Source organism: Haloplanus salinarum, assembly GCF_024498175.1.
Classification (GTDB): Archaea; Halobacteriota; Halobacteria; order Halobacteriales; family Haloferacaceae; genus Haloplanus; species Haloplanus salinarum.
This window is the reverse complement of sequence record NZ_CP101823.1, coordinates 1462812-1481449: the sequence shown is the minus strand read 5'-3', so window position 1 is coordinate 1481449 and position 18638 is coordinate 1462812. Positions and strand designations below refer to the sequence as shown.

The window sequence follows — 18638 nt, the reverse complement described above, 5'->3', positions numbered from 1 at the left end:
ATGGCACAAACAGAACCAGCACTCGACGAGGTACAACAGCAGCACAAGGAACCGTTCTACTGGCTGAACGAGGACAGTAGGGCATTCCTCAGCGAGGGGTATCTGCTTGAGGGCGTCACAGCCGAGGAAAGGGTCAGGGAGATCGCAGAGCGGGCTGAAGAACTCTTAGACGACGACGGCTTCGCGGACAAGTTCTACGACTACATGAGTCGGGGCTTCTACAGCCTCGCGAGTCCGGTGTGGTCGAACTTCGGTCTGGACCGAGGCCTGCCCATCAGCTGCTTCGGTAGCTACATAGAGGACAACATGGAGAGCATCCTCTACACGCAGGCCGAAGTGGGCGAGATGACCAAACTGGGCGGCGGGACCAGCGGGTACTTCGGCGAGATCAGGCCCCGAGGCAGCCCGATCACGAACAACGGCAAGAGCAACGGAAGCTACAGCTTCACCGAGCTGTTCGACACGATCATCAACGTCGTCAGCCAGGGCGAGACGCGGCGCGGCCAGTTCGCGGGGTACATAGACGTTGAACACGACGACCTGGACGAGTGGCTCAACATCAAGACCGAGGGCGACCCCGTACAGGACATCTACTACGGCGTCATCATCGGTGACGACTGGTTCCGGGCGATGGTCGACGGCGACGAGGAGAAGCGAGAGACGTGGGCAGAAATCATTGAGGCCCGGATCAACATCGGTGTCCCGTACATCATTTTCCGGGACAACATGAACGAAGGTAAGCCACAGGTCTACAAGGACAAGGGCTACGAAATCAATGCCTCCAACCTGTGTACCGAGATTGCACTGCCAGCCACGCCACATGAGAGTTTCGTCTGTTGTCTCTCATCGATGAATGCGCTCCACTACGACGAGTGGAAGGATACCGACGCAGTAGAGACACTGACGCGGTTCCTTGATGCCGTCATGGAGGAGTTTATTCAAGAGGCGGGGGGGACGCAGTTCATGGAACGCCCAGTACGGTTTGCGAAACGGCACAGGGCGATCGGCATCGGCGTCCTCGGCTGGCACAGCTACCTACAGAGCGAGATGATTCCGTTCGACAGCATGGAGGCGATGGAGAAAAACGAGGCAATCTTCCGCACCATCAAGGAGCGAAGTTACGAGGAGAGTCGTCGGCTCGCCGACGAGTTCGGCGAGCCGGAGGTGCTCGAGGGTTACGGTCGCCGGAACGCAACGACGATGAGCGTGGCCCCGACGAAATCCAGCAGTGTCATCCTGGGGCAGGTCAGTCCGAGCATCGAACCGCTGAAATCGAACTACTTCGTCCGCGACGGTGCGAAGCTGAAGTCGACGCAGAAGAACCGGTTCCTTGAGGCGATACTGAAAGAGCGAGGCAGAGACGAGCGCGAGGTCTGGGACAGCATCGCACAGAACGACGGGAGCGTGCAACACCTCGACTGCCTGACCGACGAGGAGAAGGAGGTGTTCAAGACCTTCGCCGAGATCCCACAGATGGCGATCGTCAACCAGGCAGCCCAGCGGCAGAAACACATCGATCAGGCACAGAGCCTGAACGTCTCGATCGATCCGAGCGAAGTGAGCGTCAAGGAGATCAACCAACTCTACATCGAGGCTTGGAAGAAAGGGGTGAAGAGTCTCTACTACCAACATAGCGTGAACGCTGCACAGAAGTTCAGCCGAGACATCCTCGAATGCAAGGCCTGTGAGAGTTGATCTCCCATCGGCCGGTATGATAGAGTGGTCCATGTAAACCACGCCACTCTACCCCTCGGCGTATGCGTGCTTTGGTCCTTGACGGCTTCGGCGTGGATTTCATCAAACAGATTTGGTCGGAGAATCCCAGGGTGTGGATCGACGAGTTCGGCGACGAGGTAGTCGACCTGATCACCGAAGCGGTCGATTTAGAGAAAATTACACCTACGAGGCGTGTCCTGACGAAATACTTGACATGGGTACCGAGCAGTTCGCCGAGTACGTCGAACACATCGCCGACCGGCGCCTTGGACGACTCGACTTACCGGAACAGTACGGGACTGACAGTCCGTTCCCGTGGATATCCGAGTAAGTCAACCTGAACAAGGACGAGAATCCCTTCGAGACGCAGGTGACCGAATACCAGATCGGGGGTAGCCTCGACTGGTAGCATTCGACCGTGTTCCACATAGCAACGTGGTCCCCTAGCTATCCTCGAAGCATAGCTGTATCTCCTGACTGAGGAGACCCTACAGCGTCTTTCGGACGTATTATAGAAATTCGAAGAGAATACCCGCGCCTTTAGGCGCGGGATGAATCCGACAACTCCTCCACGACCCACCGTCGATGACAGGGCCGGATATTCAACCATTCTCAAACCGAACCTTTACAAGAGAATCGAGTATAAGTGGTTATACAGACGTTCAGAATGCTAGAAGTCCACCGCACCTACCGAGCGAAAATCCTCAACCACGGCCAGGTAGAGGAACCGCTCGACCGGCACGGGTGGTCGGCCAGCAAACTCTGGAACGTTGCAAACTACCACTCCCGCAAAGTGTGGGAGAAAACGGGCGAAATCCCCGACCACGGCGACCTCAAAAACGAGTTGAAAGGTCACTCAAAATACAAGGGATTGCACTCGCAGTCCAGTCAGCGCGTTCTGGAGGAACTCGCTGAAGCCTTCAACTCGTGGTATGGCAAGAGGAAGTCCGACAGTCGAGCGAATCCGCCCGGCTACCGGAAGAAAACCTACTACGACTCAGAAGGCCATCGCGTCCACGAAGAACACCCTCGGTCAACGGTGACGTGGAAGCAAAACGGCATCAAACACGACTCGAAAAACAATCGTGTTCGTCTGTCCAAAGGCGCGAATCACAAGGAACACCCCAAGGCGTGGGAATACATCCTTGTCGAATACGAGACACGCCCCGGTGTCACCGTCGAAAACCTACAACAAGTCCGTGCCGTCTACGACAAGGCGAAAGGACGCTGGGAACTGCATTTCGTCTGCAAAGACGAAATCGAGACGCCCAACGCACCCGGCAACGAAACAGCGGGTATTGACCTCGGCATCTGTAACTTCGCGGCGGTCGCGTACAGTACGGAGGAAGCCGACCTGTACCCCGGCAATCGCCTGAAACAGGACGGGTACTACTTCCCAAAGGAAATCGCCAAGTGCGACGATTCGGGGGGCGAACGAGCCACTCGTCTCCACGCGAAGTGGTCGGAGCGCCGAAGCCACTTCTTCCACTCCTTAGCGAAGCACATCGTAGAACGGTGTGTCGAGCAGGAAGTTGGCCGCATCAACGTTGGGAAACTCGCTGGTGTTCGTGAGGATGAGAACGGCGAGTCGAAGAACTGGGGTCGGCACGGCAACCTCGACCTACACGGGTGGGCGTTCGACCGGTTCTCGAACATCCTCGAATACAAGACGAAAGTCGAGGGAATCGAAGTCGTAGAGGTCTCAGAGCGCGACACGAGCAAGACGTGTTGCGTCTGCGGTAGAGAAGACGATAGCCAGCGTATCGAACGCGGCCTGTACGTGTGTGAAGAGTGTGATGCGGCGTTCAACGCCGACGTGAACGGGGCGGAGAACATCCGTCTCGACATCAATCAAAGTAACTCCGAGTCCGCACCCGTGTTGGGTGGGGATAGGAGTACCGGCTGGTTGGCACAGCCCGGAGTCTACCTTCATGACTTGTCCAGCGGATTCCAACCGCAGGAACAAGTGGTAGACTGCAAACCGTAATATCCCAATCCAGCGGCGCGGTGCCGTGGGATTCCTCCGCCTTCAGGCGGAGGAGGATGTCAATTCGAGGGTCGCCGCGTCTGTGTCTACCGTTCCCCAGCACTTCCCGACGAGATCGGTCAGACTGACCGACTCCGTTTCGTCTATCGTCTCACCTTGACGAGCGAGTGTCAGCGTGTCCTCGACGATAGCTTCCATCCGGTCGAGTGCCCGCAGGAGTGGATCGAGATGTTCGCTCTCTGTCTGTTCATCGAGGATCGTTGCGCGGCCCTGTGCGACGTTGAGCGGATTGCGCAGGTCGTGGGAGACGACGCTCGCAAACTCGTCGAGCCGCTCCTTTTGCCGACGAAGCTGTCGTTCCCGTTCGACGCGGTCGGTGACGTTCCGGGTGATTCCCACGAGACGGGTTACGTCGCCGTCAGTGAGTACTGGCGCGAGATTCGTCTGCCAGATGTGTGCCTCCTCATCGATTTCTAGCTCTTCCTGATACGAGATCGGCTCACGAGCCTTGGCACACCGGTGATAGTTCGCTTCGAGTTCTGCTCCCGCTTGCTCACCGAATACATCACGAGGCGTTTCTCCCCGGACCTCTTCGGTCGTAAGGCCGGTCTGTCGCTCGTATGCCGGGCTGATCCGGTCGAATTCGAACGTAACGTCGCCGTCTGAAGCGTCGACATCGACGAAGAAGATTGCGTCCTCTGTATTGTTGAGGAGGGCCTCGTACTCTCCAGCCAGTTCGCGGAGTTCGCGTTCCTGTTCTTTCCGCTCGGTAATCTCCCGGCTGTTGAGTAGAATACCGTCGATGACATCGTCTTCGAGCCGGTTCCGCATCGTGGCTTCGATCCAGCACCACGACCCGTCGGCGTGTTTGAATCGGACTTCGACGGTCTGGGGTTCGTCCGGAGTCTCAAGAACAGCTTCGACCGCCTCGGCGTTTTTCTCCCGGTCGTCGGGATGGACGTATTCGTAGCCAGAGTTCCCGACTAACTCCTCGGAATCGTAGCCGAGCACTCGGGTGACCGCGGGGCTCACGTATGTCATCGTTCCGTCAGTGTCGATGATCGTGGCGAGGTCGTTCGACTCTTCGACGAGCATCCGATACCGATCCGCCTGATTCTCGCTCCGTGTGTCCGAAGTCGCAGTGTCTTCCATTGGTCAGTGGTGTTCGACGGGCGTTCCCCGAACGGATGAGTCTGCGGACATCCGAGGAAGGTTCAATACGACGCCTGTTCCACGCGGTGAGTTATCCACGAATGTGACTTCGCCACCGTACAGCGAGACAGTCCAGTAGACGATCCAGAGCCCGAGTCCGGTCCCGTGCTGGAGCGGCGTTTCCTCGCCCTCTTTGATCGTCTCCAGTTCTTGGTCCGGGATGCCCGGTCCGTTATCCACAATTTCGATGTCGATCCACTGTTCAGACTGCTTTTCTCTGGACGGTCTGGTGGTGACCGTCACCTCGGGTTTGGGTTGGTCGTTGTGGACGACGGCGTTGTCCAGTAGTTCCTTAAGTGCCATCTTCAACTGGCTATCCGCCCGAACGTAGAGTGGGTCAGAATCATCGACATCGAATGAAGCGGTCGAATACTCTTCAGAAACGGTGGTGACGACATCGCTAACTAACTCCGTCACGTTGGTAGCGGTCTCAGCGGACACTTCGTTTTCGAACAGCGAGCGCACAGTTCCGGCTTTGTCACCCAGCGTCGCCAGAGCGTCCGCCCGTTCTTCGATCGCCCGGACGTCCGCCCGATGTTCGTCATCGCCCAGCGATTTACGGAGTAGTTCTGCCCGGCCCTGAATAACATTCGTTCCGTTCCTGAGATTGTGGCGCAAGACGCGATTGAGAACGTCGAGTTGCTGTTTGCGCAACCGACGATTCGTCACGTCGGACTCGATCGTGACGAAGTGCGTAATCTCTCCGTCGCCGTTCGCGATGGGCGAGATCGTCTGGTTGACGTGGTACAGCTCCCCGTTTTTGCGCTGATTGATGAGATTTGCATTCCACTGCTCGCCCGAAAGGATCGTCTGCCACATCCGGTCGTAGAACGCCGCGTCCTGTTTGCCCGACTTGATGATGCGAGGGGTTTTACCGACAGCTTCCTCACGAGTATAGCCGGTTCGGGCTTCGAATTTCGGATTCACGTACTCGATAGTGCCCTCCCTGTCAGTGATGAAGACCGCATGTCCTGCGCTCTCGACGGCTTTTTTGAACAGCTGTAAGTCCATTTCGCGCTCTTTGCGCTCGGAAACGTTCTCCTGGAACCCGACGTAATTCTCGACGGTTCCGGCGTCATCTCTCACCGGCGCGATACTGACGCGGTTCCAGAACTGACTGCCGTCCTTCCGGTAGTTCCGGAGTTCCACGGATACCGGCTCGTCCTTCTCAACTGCCTTCCGCATTTCGGCGACTGGTTCCTCCCGAGTGGCCTCACCCTGGAGAAACCGACAGTTGCGGCCGAGCGATTCCGACTCAGAATACCCAGTCAGCGCTTCGAATCCCTCGTTTACGTAGATCATCGGGTTATCATCTCGGTTGGGATCGGTGATGGTGATCCCGACGGGCGCTTTGTCCATCGCCTGGGATTTCAGTTCGAGCTCGCGGGCGTACGTTTTCCGGTCTGTCACGTCGCGTGCAGAGAGGATTATCGGTGACTGGTCGGAATCCTCAAGCGTCGCAGCCGACACCTCCAACTGTCGCGTTTCTCCTTCCTTCGTCTGACACGTGAGGTCGTCGGTCGATCCCTGCCCCGCCTCCTGTACCTGCTGGAGGAAAGACCGGAACCGCTCGCGATCGTCGGCGTGGATTGTCTGGGTCGGCGAGATAGAGAGCAATTCGTCACGTGAGTATCCCACGAGGTCACACGCCGCGGGGTTGCACTCGGTGATCTCGTCGCCAGATGGAGCAACAACGAAGATTGCGTCGTTCGTCGAATCGAACAGCCGCTGAAATCGAATCTGCACGTCCTCGTAGCGCGTGGACAACTCCACCGACTGCTCACGCCTCGCCAACAAATTCCCCACACGACGAAACAGGGTCGTCCGGTCGACAGGTGCTGACACCACTTCGTCAACGAGCGGTGGCCCGTTGCCGTTCTGCTCGGACGGCAACGGGACCGTTCCCCTCGACCCTTCCTGTTGAATCAACAGGACGGGCGTGAAGGTCGGGTGGGCCTCTTTTTTGTGCTCTCGCAACGCGTCGCGGTACGTCGGTACCATCTGTTCACCAACGACATAACAATCGACGGGCTGGAGGGTGTCATCGGCGACGACGTCGTACCGTTCGTCAAGAAATTCTTCGAGCGCTTCCCGGTCGTTATCTCCGTGTATCAGGAGTTGTATGGTGTGTCGCTCACTCACTTCGCGACTCGACTGGGCGGTCATGATTGGTCCGTTGTCTGGTGGGACTCATCTGGAACGCGATGCGTTGAACTACCCTGCATGATCCCCCGAACGGTATCGAATGGTCCTTCGATAACCAGCCCCTCGCCGGACTCGATCGCGAACCGGTGGAACCGGCTGTCGAAATCCCCGAGTCGCTTTTTCACGACTCCGATCGCTCGGTCCAGTTCGCCGTCGACTTCCACATAGGTGAGAAACACGATGTTGTCCGCGATGTAACTGGTGTTCGTGCTCGTGGCTTCCGGGATGCCGGTGAGGCGGTCCGCCTCGTCCGTGATAATGACTGCAATACCGCGATTCTTGAGAACCCTGGTGAGGCCGTGTAACCGGCGAACAAGTCGCTGGTCGTCGCCCTGGAGCGAGATCTTGTAGCCCGAGAGCCCGTCGACGAACACTGCGTCCGGCGCGTGCTCGTCGACCTGGTCGAGGACGTGCCGATCGAACTCCTCGGCCGAACGCACGAGCGGTTCGGTCTCTGTCAGCGCCAGTGATCCCTGCGCCCGCATCTCCGAGATCGGGAGTCCGAGTGTTTCCGAGCGATGGACGAACTGGTCGATCGACTCCTCGAAGAGGTATCCGAGCGCTGTCCCACCGTCTTCGACGATGCCCGAAAGTATCTGTGCGCCGGTGGTCGATTTGCCGATGCCGGTCGGCCCGCTGATAAACGAGACGGTCCCGCGTTCGATCCCGCCACCGAGGAGTCCGTCGAGAGCTTCGTGTCCGGTCGGGATCAGTTCCGGGTCGAACGTTCGGTTCTCGTGTTTCGGGATGGTCTGTGGATAGACTTCGATCCCATGCTCGCGGATTTCCAGTCCGTGGGTCCCGTCGCTCTGGCCGAGACCACGGTGTTTCGGCACGGCGATCCGGCGCTCGTGCTCGTCGAGAGACAGGTTGACGACGCCGTCGCTCAACGATTCGAAATCGTCGTGTCTGGTCTCGCGAGTGCGCTCCCTGTCGAGCGTTCGCGTCGCGACTGTCGTGACCTGTCGGTCCCGAAGGAACCGGATGAGCGACTGCAACCGCTTCCGGTACTGGTATTCGTCCCGTTCCACGTACTGGAGTTGGGTGATCGGGTCGATGAGAATCCGGGCCGGATCCACCTCCTCGATTACGTGTTTGATATCCTGTGTGAACTGTTCGGATTCGACTTCGCTCGCTTCGACCAGGTTGTACGACTTGTCCTCGGCGAAAAAGTCCGTCCCGGGCCCGATGTCTAAAAACTCGGCGTCCCGAATGTCGACGTCGAGCCGTGCTGCGTTGACGAGAATGTCGTCTCTCGACTCCTCGCCGTGGATGTAGACGACTGTCTCGTCGGCATCGAGTCCCGCTCGCAGGAAGTGCTGACCGAGCAGCGACTTCCCCGTTCCCGATGCGCCCTGGACGAGGTACGTACGGCCCCGAACAAGCCCTCCGTTGAGCAGTTCGTCCAGTTCGGGGATACCCGACGCTACCAGATCGATTTCCTCGGTCGCCGGATCGCGAGAGTGATCAGACATCGTGTATCATGTCTTGTCAACCGGCCCCGAGGGAGATAAGACGACAGTCTAGATAACGGGATTCGGCGGAGAAGCTAAAAAATGGGTTCGCTCAATGTGCGGTTTTGATGCCGATAATCTCGAAGCGGGTGCCGCCGGTCTCGCTGTCGGTCACGCGGATTTCCCAGCCGTGTGCCACCACGATCTCCTTGACGATTGCGAGGCCGAATCCAGTGCCATCGTCAGCGGTCGAGTAGCCAGCCTCGAAAATATCGTCGCGTTCTTCGTCGGGACTTCCCGCTCCATCGTCCGCGACGTAGAACCCGTCAGCTATCTTTCCGACGGTCACCGTTACCTCACTGCCTCCGTGGTTGACGGCGTTCCTAAAGAGATTCTCGAACAACTGCTGAAGTCGGCTCCGATCAGCCGATATCGTCAGATCGGTTTCGACAGCGAGCGTTGCGTCCGCACTCGGCGTCGTCCGCCAACACTCCTCAGCCAGTTCGGACAGGGTGACCGGTTCCGTCGTTCCGAGTGAGTTCCCACTCCGAGCAAGCGCCAATAGATCATCGATGAGCGCCTGACAGCGATCGACTGCGTCACCCACTTCATCTAGGTGAGGGGAGTCACAATCGGCCTGTGCCAGTTCGAGGCGGCCCTGGGCAGTCATGAGCGGATTTCGGAGATCGTGGCTGACGATGCTTGCGAACGCTTCGAGACGGGCGTTTTGCCGTTCAAGTTTCCGTGCACGCTCTTTGCGCTCTGTGATATCTCGGAGTGTCCCGACTGACCCGTCGAACTCGTCACCTTCGTAGGGAAGGACACCTATGTGATCCTCACAGACGATCGGGTCGCCGTCACATGGCTGGATCGTCACTTCGAATTGTACCGTCTGCGGGCCGTCACTCGACAGCAACCGACCCAAGTGGTGTTTTGCCCGTTCGACGGCATCCTCGTCCTTGATGAGTGACGGCGTGCTTCCGAGAATGGTTTCCCGGTCGTAGCCGACCAACTCGACGAGTTCGTCGCTGACAAATGTGAATCGCCCCTCCTCGTTGAGCACGTACACGGCGTCGGTCAACGCCTCGATGATCGTCTCGTACTTTTCGAGTTCCTGCCGACGCTCCTTGCGGTCGGTGATATCGTGACCCGCTCCACGGAGTTTCGTTACCCTCCCACCGGATTCTACGACGGGAGTGATCGTCATTTCTATCAGACGCTCGTCGCCGTCCCCTGACTGAAGTCGCCACGTGTTGTGCAGTTCCTCGCCCGTCTCGAACGCCCTGGTGAGTGTGTGCCGAATGTCTTCGCGGTCGTCCGGGTGGAACAGTGCTATCGCCTCCTCCAGAGGGATTTCGGCTTGGCCAGGGCGGCCGACCGCTCGCTGGGCGCCGGCCGTCAGCAGGACAGTATCACTCCCTCGATCCAGTTCCCACCCACCGGTGTCGCCGACGAACTCCGTCAGTCGCATCAGTTGTTGCTGTCTGTCGGCCCGCCGTGCCTCGCGTCGTGTCCGGACGGCGTTCCGGATCCGGTTGGCCAAGAGGTCGTACCGGTCGGTGGCGGACCCCTTCTGGAGGTAGTCGGTAACGCCAGCAGAGAGTGCTTCGCTGGCGATGGTCTCGCTGCCCTTGCCAGTAAACAGGATGAACGGAAGGTCGGGATACCGCTCTCGGACAGCTTCGAAGAACTCGAGGCCGTTCATGCCGGGCATATTGTAATCCGAGACGATGCAGTCGGGTCGACGCTCGTCGATCCTCTCCAATCCACCGTCGGCGCTACTCGCCGTCTCGACGGTGAACCGGTCGTCCGCTCGCTCGAGGAACGTCGCAGTGAGATCGGCGAAATCGGCTTGATCGTCCACGTGGAGAACCTGTATCAACTCTTCAGTCTCGATCAAGGCCTTCGCCTCACTCATGCTTCTGCCGAGGTCGGTTCCGGATCCGTTCCTCCGAACAGTCGACAAGGTCGCAGACAGTTCCCATACCGATAGCGTACCGCCCTCCCACGAGCGTGGACTCGGGAACGTGACGTGCCCTCATCGGCTTACGTTTCTCCATCGTACTCCGGCGTTCGAGCATCGGTCTCGGAGATGTGGTGTCCGCCGTCGGCCGCGGCCGCCGATCCCGCTGTCGCCTTGGCTCCTGCACCGACACCTGATCCGGTGTCGAAATCCGACACTTGGTCGTGTAGTTCCTCAGCGAGCGCGGACAGTTGTTGCACGTTCTCCGAGGCCTCGGACAGTGAAGCGGTCTGCTCTTCGGTCGCGGCGGAGACGTTGCTCGCCTCGGCCGCCGTCTGCTGGCTGACGCTGGAGACTTGGTCGACCATCGACACCACCTCTTCCGACGAGGCCGCCTGGTCGTCGGTGGCGTCGCTGATTTCCCGGATGCCGCTTTCGGCCTCTTGGACGGTATTGGCGATTTCGTCGAACATCTCGATGGCGTCTTCGATCGTGTCGGAGCCGCGTTCGACGCGATCGCTCATCTGTTGTATGCCCTCAACGGTCTCGTCCGTCGTCGCCTGGACCTCTTCGATGCGCTGTTCGATGTCGGTGGTCGCCTCGGCTGCCTCCCCTGCCAGGGACTTTATTTCATCTGCCACGACACCGAACCCCTCGCCCGCTTCTCCAGCCTTCGCGGCCTCGATCGAGGCGTTCAATGCCAGCATGTTGGTCTGTTCGGCGATGTCGGCGATCATCTCGACGACCTCGCCGATCCGGTCCATCTTCTCGTCGAGCGCCTCGACCTGTGTGGCCGCTTCGTCGGCCCGTGTTTCGATCGACTGGATCTCATCGGTCGCTTCCGAGGCGTACTGTCGGCCAGTCTCGCCGCGCTCGACGGCCGTACTGGCAGTTGTAGCCACCTCCTCTGCCGAGGAGGCGATTTCCTCGACGGTCGCCGACATGTCGTTCATCTCGCCGGCCACCTCGTCGAGGTTCTCGCTCTGTGTGTCCGCACCGCGCGAGATCTCTTCGACGGACTCCGCGACCTGCTTGCTGGCCTGTTCGATCTCTTCCGAACTGCTCGCCACGCTCTGACTCGACGTTGCGACGTCGTCCGCGATGGACTGGACACGTGCGACGCTCGTATCCAGCTGCTCGATTCCGTTTTCGAGGTCACTCAGTGTCGATCCGAACGTTCCCGGGTAGTCCGTGTCGACGACCTGATCGAGTTCCCCGTCCTTTAGACCCCGACTCACGGTCGATATCTGTGCGAAGCTCTCCGATAACTGGGTCGTCCCGGTCGCGAGATCGGTGAGCACTTCGCCGTACTGGCCGGGGCGGTTCGCATCGACGTCTCCGTCCAGAACTCCCTGCTGGAGGTCGTCACTCACACCTCGAATCTCGTCGAAACTCTCCGCGAGTTCGTCGGCACCCGCTTCGAGATCGGCGACGGTTTCGCCGTACCGACCGGGATAGCTGGACTCGAACTCCCACCCGAGGTCGCCCTGTCGCAAGCCACGGCTGGCGGTTCCGATCTGCGAGAATACGCCCCGGAGGTTCGTCTGCATCTCGGTGAACGCCTCGATCATCCGGCCGAGTTCGTCGTCTTCGACGTGGGCCTCGAGGTCGTTGTCGAGGTCGCCGGCACTGACGGCCTGTGCCGTTTCCTCCAACTTGGTGATCGGCGGGATGATCCGTCCCGCGACGAACAGCCCGAGAGCGATAGCCAAGACGAACGACCCAGCAGTCAGTCCGAGAAGCAACCACTGAACCGTCGACGTGGTGCTGTCTGCCGACGCGACCGCTGTTTCCTTGTCCTCGACGGCGCGTTCTTCGAGCGTGTGTGCGTCCTCGCGCATGTCGGTCAGTATCGGGTCCAGTTCCGCCAATCCTCGTCTGGCACGCGCCGTCTCACCGGCCTCCGCCGCGTCGAACACCTCCTGAGCGACGGCCGTGTACTCCCGGTGTCTGGACCGCAAATCGGCGAAGGCTTGCTGTTCTTCCTCGCTCAGGTCGGTACCCTCCATCCGCCCTGCCCACTCTTCGAAGTGGGAATTGGCTTTCTCGAAGTCGGCTCTGGCATCGTCCTCACCGAGCAGGGCTGCTTGGACTGCCACCTGCTGTTCCTCGACGGCGACCAACATCTCCATCGACGCGTCGATCTTGTCGGCGTCCTCGGAGATGACGTGGGCCTCGCCGTCGACGGCGCCGACCGCTTGGTATCCCATCAGTCCCGTCGCACCCACCAGCAACGCCACGAGCACGAAGGCTAGGATGAGTTTCGGCCGCAGGTCGAACCGATCGAGTTTCACCTGTTCTAACATGGACTATTCTCCCGTGGCAAACCCAATAACTGACCATTCTAGATAACAGTATGAGTATCGCAGCTGAGAACCGGCGGCCGTCTCGCTCGCTTCGCTGTTCGAACCGTTCCTGAGGGACGCCATCCGGGGTATGATTCCGGGCGTCTCCCGTTATCTAGATGGGTGACTTATCTTCTCCGTCAGTGTTTGTACGTCTATGCCCGATTCGACCCAGCACGACGGAAATCGTTTCCGACAGGAAGAAATCGACGGTGACCCCCCCGTTCGGTCGCTGACGTTCGACGCCAGTGAGGAAACATACGTTGCGGAGTTCGACGGTGGCGACGTGTCACCGAGTGTAACGGTTATTTTCGTGGTTGCGAAAATAACCGGACAGTCGGCGACTGATCTCCGACCACTGCACCACGTCGTCGACCCGGATGCTCTCGACCGAATCGTGAGACACCGTCCGTCCGGACCATCCCGTAACGAACGGCTCGTCGAGTTCACTTATCAGGGGCTCACGATCCAGCTCTCGAGCGGCGGCGTGATCGAAGTGGGCCTTCCGCGTGCGGGGAATACGGAATAACTGGATGATCAGAACGGACGACCGGCTCGATATCCTCTTGTGCCCGAAGGCGCAGGAATCCCGAACGGTGGGATTTTCGAGATTACCACTATAGCTCAGGTTTCATTTCGGGGATCCTCTTTAAGCCATCGCGAAACGGTGCCAAACCGCCAGTGCTCCTATGGTCGGTGTTGTCGACTCAGCTGTTTTTGTTATGCGGGGTTCGTGGGCACGATTCCGTGCCGAAATCGAGCGTTTCGGTACGGAAAGCTGACGGACACTGGATCGCAGGGACCGGCGCGAGCGTCCCGAAACACGGTGATCAGCAACGCGTTATTTATATCTGGGTGACAAATTTCGACGTGCGATGGACGAACAGGATCGGCAGGAGAACGATGGAGGGAGCCGGTCGAGTCGCGCCGACTCCGTCGAAGCCGATCCCGGTGCGTCCCGCGACGGTTCCGAGTCAGACGCGCACACGCCGGACCAAGACGACGGGGCGGACGAGAACCCCGTGTACGGAGAGGGGGCCGAGGGAACACTCCAAGAGTGGACGAGTGCGCTCAACGCGCTCGAACGGGCAAGTGAACTCTTCGTCGGCCTGCCTGACGATGTTGACGACAGTGTTCGGACGTACGTCTCGGAACTGCCACAGTGGTTCCGGGACTCGCAAGCGATCGAGGCCAAGATTCGGGTGGGAGACGACGTGTTCGAAACCGGCGGGTTCCGCCCGACACTAGACACCCTGACAGCGAAGGCTCACACACGCATCGGAACAGCCGTCTCGATGACAGTCGTCTCCACGGACCGGCGACCGGGCACGGGCCAGCGAGCGTGGCTCGCAAGCGAACGAGAACTAGCCGAGACGACCATCTCACTCATTACATCCGCCATCGAACGATGGGAGATAGACAGTCTGAAGCGCGTGTCGGACGGCGTTGCCGTGCTTGATGACGACCTCGCGTATAGATACGTGAATCAGCAGGCCGAGCAGCTTCTCGGACGAGACAACGAGGAACTGCGTGGTGAGTCCGTCTGGGAGGTCTTTCCCGAAGCGGCTGACACCATTGCCGAAGAGAAAATCCGGACGGCTCTCGACACGGGGTCATCGACATCCTTCGAGCGATACAACACCCAGAAGGAACAGTGGGTCGAAGCTAGCGTCCACCCAAGCGACGATGGCGTCATCATCGTCTTCACCGAAATCACCGACTCGAAGGTTGCCGAACGAAAACTGGATCGCGTCTTGGAAACGGTGCCCATCGGCATCGTCCTCCTGACCCCCGAGGGAGAGATTACCCGCGCAAACCCCCGTGCAGAAGCGTTGCTTGGCCTGTCCGAAAGCAGGATGGACGGCGTGGCGTACGATCACCCGGACTGGGATATCTGGGACGAAGCGGGTAATCCGATTCCACGCGAAAACCATCCCGTCATGTGCGTCCGCAGAACCGGCGAGACTATCCAGGGGTTCACCCACGGGATCACACTCCCGGACGGCTCCGAACGGTGGCTATCGAGCAACGTTGCTCCTGTCGTGGGTGAAGACGGATCGATCGAGCAAATCATCGTTGCACTGGAAGACGTGACCGTCCACAAACGGCTCGAACAACTCACCGAGACGTTCCAGCCGGTCAGCGAACTACTCAATAGCGCAACTGCTGACGAGGAGATCGAACGACCCATCTGTGAGTTACTGACGGACACGCTCGAATACCAGTACGCACGGATTAACGAGTACACCCCGGAAACGGAACTGACCGAATCGGATCTCGAGGAGGGGTCGGGGGCTGTCGCGGCCAACGAGTCCGTAACTGGTCCGATACAATCGCGGACTGAGGTCGCTCCGGCAGCGGTCGCTGTTGAAACGGCCGAGATACAGGCAGTTCGGAGGAATCAGTCGGACTCGCAGTTCGAGCGATGGCGAGCATACACACTGGAACAAGGGTTCCAGGGTGGCGCTATCGTTCCGCTCGCGCACAGAAGCCGCGTCTACGGGCTGCTCGTCTTGTATACGGACCGTGGAGATGCGTTCGGGAGCCGCGAGCAGACACTCCTGACGACGCTCGGCGAGCGGATTGGGCAAGTTCTTCACTTACTTGCGACAGAGCGCATTCTCCATGCCGACAACGTGGCCGAGCTCACGTTCGAGGGCACTGACTCGGGGTCGTTTTTCGTCTCCGCTTCCGAACAGCTGGGTTGTACGATCGAGCTCAGGGACACGATTCCGGCCTCGGACGAGATGCTCGTCCACTATGTGTCCGTTCAGGGTGCTTCGTTGGATGCTCTGGAGGATATCGCGGAGAACGGAGATTGGGCCGCCCAGGTGCGACAGATCCGTCACACTGAGGACCCGCCAGGTGGAGAGGTCGAAATCGGACTGTGCCGGCAATCCTTGGCACAGACACTCGTTACAGAGGGGGCAGTCGTCACGGCGGATACGGTAACTGACGGCCGGGCCGAAGTCATCTGCGAAGTACCACTTGGCAACGATATTGGTTCGCTCGTGACGCGTGTCCAGGAGTCGTTTCCAGACACGACGTTGGTCTCGAAACGTGAATACACTCCCGCTGTGGAGTCGAATACACACACAGTCGGTCGGATGCTGGGAGAAATCTTCGAAACCGAACTCACGGACCGTCAACAACAGGTCCTGCGAGCTGCACTGTACGGTGGGTATTTTCAGTCACCGCGACGAAGTACGGCAACCGAGATTGCCAACGCGCTCTCACTGACCCAATCAACCTTCTCCTACCATCTGCGAAACGCACAGCAAACACTTTTCGAACGACTATTCGACCGATTACAACGACAATGACCAACGTCCTGCTCGAGGTGTGAAACTCTCTGAATGAAAATACCAAATCCTGGACTTCTGATAGGAACTTCTAGAAGGGTGCTGTCGGGGCTCCATCATCGTCTCCACCACTTTCTCCGCTGTCGGTTTTTTCTCCAGGGAATGACGGGCTCTTGCCGCCGTGGCCACCCCCGCCACCACCGCCGGTATTAGCGTGAACGGTCTCTATTTCGGCAATCTCGTTCACCATCCGTTTCTTGATTGCCTGGATCGTCATCGGAGAGATACCGCACCCGCTGCACGCACCCCCCAGCTGGATGGACACCTCGCCGCTTTCCCGGTCAAGGTTCTGGATCGCTGCCGATCCCCCGTGCATTTCGATTTGTGGGAAGTTCTTCTGTAGGAAAGTCACGATTTCCTCGCGCAGGTCCTCCTCACTTTTCGCTTCGGAACTCATACCCCTCTGTTTCGACTCTGGCCGTATAACTCTGAATTAACATGATTTTTGAGTTATTCCAAAGTGACATCAGCAGCGGTATAATTGGGTGCCCTGACTCTCGAGTGGCCAGGGGAGGAGGTGTAATCCCTGCCAGGTCCGGGCATTGAATCTTTTATTCTTCCGCCCGTCGATCCAGTGATGACCGAATTCGACCCGGAGAAATTCGAAGACAAATACGTCCATTACTTCGAAGAACTGGAGACGGCATACTCGAATGCGTACCAGCAACTCCACGGACAGGCCGACTCAGAGGTTCTTCGCGCCATCGACCGACAAGTGCTCAACGAGAGTGAACCGGTCTACGAGGGCGATGGACAATTCCGCATCACCTTACCTGACGATATTGAAGAGCGGAAACAGACCTTGCCCGGCGACGAGGAGACCTTTGATTCCCTTCTCACGGAGTTTGTCGACCGGATCGAAACTGAATTGCGCCAGATCTTCGGATTTGAAGAGTAAGCGCGGGGCGGGATCCCTTGATCTGGAGGGTGGATCAAAAAATAGTCGCCACGAATACAGCGGTAGTGATATCGTTGCGCTCTCGCCCTCTGCGCTACTGAGTTGCGTTATATCTGATCGCTCCGCTTGCGTGTCGCTTCTCCGATGGCAGCATTCGCTGAACAAGCAGGACACGCATACACTACGCCTGTCTCATCGCCAAACACTCGTCTGAACCGATCCGAAACGTGCTCTCCGCAGGTGCTGCATTCTGGCATGGTGTTATCAATACGGAAGGCGTCCAATGCTGGACCTGGGAGTGTCGTCGTCTACGTGATTCAGAACACCCGCAATGCTGATCAGAGCGTCTGCGTACCCACGATAGTTCGACACGACACCGGTTGGGACAGCGGGTGAACGGTGAACCGACGTGTCAGTATCTGTCATCGCTCAGTGGAACTCCCGGACGAGGTCAATCGCGTCGTCCGGGGCGCCGTCGGGGATGTCGGCCATGTTCTCGGTGAGTCCTTCGCGCTGTTCCCAGGGGGTGGAGTTCTCGTCTCGGTAAATGATGCCCTGCTACTCCTTGTCGGATTTGAAGTATGTGAATCTGACATCTGAGATCGTGTTGCTATCCTCTCCGCCACTCGATACTGACAGCTGGAGTCTCTGTCGCATTATTTCTCATTCCGGGTCACCAGTCGCTCAAATGACTGCTTGTCATCACTTCGATTGTTTGGGTGTATTGGGATCTACTCGTTCGATTCCTGCCTCAGCGAGTTCGGTTTCCACTGCCGGGGGAAGCGTTTCGAGTGTCTCGTCTACTTGTGGAGCAACTGATATACCGTCGACTCTCAGTGCCACTAACTTTCCACGATTGCCCTGTGCGGCGACCTCGAATTCGAACGGGCGATCTCGTTCGTCGAGCGCATACACCCAGACTTTCGAGAGGCCGTTTGCGCTCTCCCAGTGAGCGCTGTTGAGGACGCTGAGACTCCCTGCAGGGGGAACACACGGCGAGCCACACGCCTGGCACTGGCCGGGATGTGGCGAGGTGCCAACGTACTCGTAGTCGGTTCCACACCGGTAACACTGTAATGTCAGAATCATCGTCAGCGCTCATCCACCCCGAGTTCGGAGCCTCCCAGCACGTCCCGGGTCAACGTCGATGGCGTCGACAGGGCAGACATCGACACAGAGCATACAGTCGATGCACTGGTCCTCGTAGGTGGGATCGGCCTTGATTTCGGACTCGGGGTGGCCAGGGGTATCGGTCCACTCGAACACGTCGACGGGGCAGTCCTCCAGACAGGCCCCGTCCGCGATACAGATGTCGAAATCCACTGCGACGTGGGTTCCGTGGATGCCCTGTTCGTCCTCCCTTGGTTCCTCGCCATCTGTCGTCCATACCCGGTGGTCCTCGTGCCGGTCAACTTCCTCGTGGGAGTTCTCGAAATTCGGATCGATAGCCATCGAGATATCCTCTCGTACGTTGTGTAGCGTTCAGCCGACCTGGT

The 18638-nt window shown here is 58.7% G+C and carries 13 protein-coding genes and 2 pseudogenes; 6 read left to right on the top strand and 9 right to left on the bottom strand.

What is annotated here, in order from left to right:
* The 3 genes and pseudogenes from NO364_RS07680 to NO364_RS07675 all read left to right on the top strand — a co-directional run bounded on the left by NO364_RS07680 (nucleotide 1) and on the right by NO364_RS07675 (nucleotide 3703).
* A complete protein-coding gene (locus tag NO364_RS07680) occupies nucleotides 1–1695 on the top strand; it encodes a ribonucleoside-diphosphate reductase subunit alpha (RefSeq protein ID WP_257628981.1) in 1695 nt (564 codons plus the stop codon).
* An 83-nt stretch (nucleotides 1696–1778) separates the two neighbouring features.
* A pseudogene (locus NO364_RS18335) lies at nucleotides 1779–2125 on the top strand (ribonucleotide-diphosphate reductase subunit beta); the annotation flags it as partial.
* 258 nt (nucleotides 2126–2383) lie between these two features.
* A complete protein-coding gene (locus NO364_RS07675) occupies nucleotides 2384–3703 on the top strand; it encodes an RNA-guided endonuclease InsQ/TnpB family protein (RefSeq protein ID WP_257629154.1) in 1320 nt (439 codons plus the stop codon).
* A gap of 42 nt (nucleotides 3704–3745) precedes the next feature.
* On the opposite strand, the gene NO364_RS07670 is transcribed toward NO364_RS07675, so the two are convergent.
* From NO364_RS07670 to NO364_RS07650, 5 genes are all read right to left on the bottom strand, one after another.
* Nucleotides 3746–4855, bottom strand: coding sequence for a PAS domain S-box protein (locus tag NO364_RS07670; RefSeq protein ID WP_257628980.1), 1110 nt, complete (start codon nucleotides 4853–4855; stop codon nucleotides 3746–3748).
* A 3-nt stretch (nucleotides 4856–4858) separates the two neighbouring features.
* Nucleotides 4859–7081, bottom strand: coding sequence for a PAS domain S-box protein (locus NO364_RS07665; RefSeq protein ID WP_257628979.1), 2223 nt, complete (start codon nucleotides 7079–7081; stop codon nucleotides 4859–4861).
* Nucleotides 7078–8595 (bottom strand): ATPase domain-containing protein, encoded by a 1518-nt coding sequence (locus tag NO364_RS07660; RefSeq protein ID WP_257628978.1) that lies wholly within the window; start codon nucleotides 8593–8595, stop codon nucleotides 7078–7080. Before NO364_RS07660 ends, NO364_RS07665 begins: the two co-directional genes overlap by 4 nt.
* Nucleotides 8596–8686: 91 nt before the next feature.
* Entirely contained in the window at nucleotides 8687–10492 is a 1806-nt protein-coding gene (locus NO364_RS07655) for a hybrid sensor histidine kinase/response regulator (RefSeq protein WP_257628977.1), read from the bottom strand.
* Nucleotides 10493–10620: 128 nt separating this feature from the next.
* Nucleotides 10621–12843, bottom strand: coding sequence for a HAMP domain-containing methyl-accepting chemotaxis protein (locus NO364_RS07650; RefSeq protein ID WP_257628976.1), 2223 nt, complete (start codon nucleotides 12841–12843; stop codon nucleotides 10621–10623).
* A gap of 196 nt (nucleotides 12844–13039) precedes the next feature.
* On the opposite strand from NO364_RS07650, the gene NO364_RS07645 reads away from it, so the two are divergent.
* Complete coding sequence (locus NO364_RS07645; RefSeq protein ID WP_257628975.1) at nucleotides 13040–13411, top strand: HalOD1 output domain-containing protein; 372 nt, start codon at nucleotides 13040–13042, stop codon at nucleotides 13409–13411.
* Nucleotides 13412–13757: 346 nt separating this feature from the next.
* The gene (locus NO364_RS07640; RefSeq protein ID WP_257628974.1) at nucleotides 13758–16205 is read left to right on the top strand and encodes a PAS domain-containing protein; all 2448 of its coding nucleotides are present in this window, start codon (nucleotides 13758–13760) and stop codon (nucleotides 16203–16205) included.
* 70 nt (nucleotides 16206–16275) lie between these two features.
* On the opposite strand, the gene NO364_RS07635 is transcribed toward NO364_RS07640, so the two are convergent.
* Nucleotides 16276–16641, bottom strand: a complete 366-nt coding sequence (locus NO364_RS07635; RefSeq protein ID WP_257628973.1) for a NifU family protein — start codon at nucleotides 16639–16641, stop codon at nucleotides 16276–16278.
* 180 nt (nucleotides 16642–16821) lie between these two features.
* Here NO364_RS07635 and NO364_RS07630 point away from each other — a divergent pair, with 180 nt between their 5' ends.
* Nucleotides 16822–17142 carry a DUF5783 family protein gene (locus NO364_RS07630; protein ID WP_420191837.1) on the top strand — a complete coding sequence of 107 codons (321 nt, stop codon included), beginning with the start codon at nucleotides 16822–16824 and terminating at the stop codon, nucleotides 17140–17142.
* 107 nt (nucleotides 17143–17249) lie between these two features.
* On the opposite strand, the gene NO364_RS18330 is transcribed toward NO364_RS07630, so the two are convergent.
* The 3 genes and pseudogenes from NO364_RS18330 to NO364_RS07620 all read right to left on the bottom strand — a co-directional run bounded on the left by NO364_RS18330 (nucleotide 17250) and on the right by NO364_RS07620 (nucleotide 18594).
* Nucleotides 17250–17399 (bottom strand): DUF7563 family protein, encoded by a 150-nt coding sequence (locus tag NO364_RS18330; protein WP_420191864.1) that lies wholly within the window; start codon nucleotides 17397–17399, stop codon nucleotides 17250–17252.
* Nucleotides 17400–17571: 172 nt separating this feature from the next.
* Nucleotides 17572–17700: pseudogene (locus tag NO364_RS07625) on the bottom strand (2-oxoacid:ferredoxin oxidoreductase subunit beta); the annotation flags it as partial.
* Nucleotides 17701–18240: 540 nt separating this feature from the next.
* The gene (locus NO364_RS07620; RefSeq protein WP_257628829.1) at nucleotides 18241–18594 is read right to left on the bottom strand and encodes a 4Fe-4S dicluster domain-containing protein; all 354 of its coding nucleotides are present in this window, start codon (nucleotides 18592–18594) and stop codon (nucleotides 18241–18243) included.
* Between the last annotated feature and the right edge of the window lie 44 nt (nucleotides 18595–18638).

Excerpts from the sequence above, each read along its gene's own strand:
- NO364_RS07665 (WP_257628979.1), bottom strand. The coding sequence starts at position 7,081 with ATGACCGCCCAGTCGAGTCGCGAAGTGAGTGAGCGACACACCATACAA.
- NO364_RS07650 (WP_257628976.1), bottom strand. The coding sequence starts at position 12,843 with ATGTTAGAACAGGTGAAACTCGATCGGTTCGACCTGCGGCCGAAACTC.
- NO364_RS07660 (WP_257628978.1), bottom strand. The coding sequence starts at position 8,595 with ATGTCTGATCACTCTCGCGATCCGGCGACCGAGGAAATCGATCTGGTA.
- NO364_RS07630 (WP_420191837.1), top strand. The coding sequence starts at position 16,822 with ATGACCGAATTCGACCCGGAGAAATTCGAAGACAAATACGTCCATTAC.
- NO364_RS07645 (WP_257628975.1), top strand. The coding sequence starts at position 13,040 with ATGCCCGATTCGACCCAGCACGACGGAAATCGTTTCCGACAGGAAGAA.
- NO364_RS07640 (WP_257628974.1), top strand. The coding sequence starts at position 13,758 with ATGGACGAACAGGATCGGCAGGAGAACGATGGAGGGAGCCGGTCGAGT.
- NO364_RS07655 (WP_257628977.1), bottom strand. The coding sequence starts at position 10,492 with ATGAGTGAGGCGAAGGCCTTGATCGAGACTGAAGAGTTGATACAGGTT.
- NO364_RS07635 (WP_257628973.1), bottom strand. The coding sequence starts at position 16,641 with ATGAGTTCCGAAGCGAAAAGTGAGGAGGACCTGCGCGAGGAAATCGTG.
- NO364_RS07620 (WP_257628829.1), bottom strand. The coding sequence starts at position 18,594 with ATGGCTATCGATCCGAATTTCGAGAACTCCCACGAGGAAGTTGACCGG.
- NO364_RS07675 (WP_257629154.1), top strand. The coding sequence starts at position 2,384 with ATGCTAGAAGTCCACCGCACCTACCGAGCGAAAATCCTCAACCACGGC.
- NO364_RS07680 (WP_257628981.1), top strand. The coding sequence starts at position 1 with ATGGCACAAACAGAACCAGCACTCGACGAGGTACAACAGCAGCACAAG.
- NO364_RS07670 (WP_257628980.1), bottom strand. The coding sequence starts at position 4,855 with ATGGAAGACACTGCGACTTCGGACACACGGAGCGAGAATCAGGCGGAT.
- NO364_RS18330 (WP_420191864.1), bottom strand. The coding sequence starts at position 17,399 with ATGCCAGAATGCAGCACCTGCGGAGAGCACGTTTCGGATCGGTTCAGA.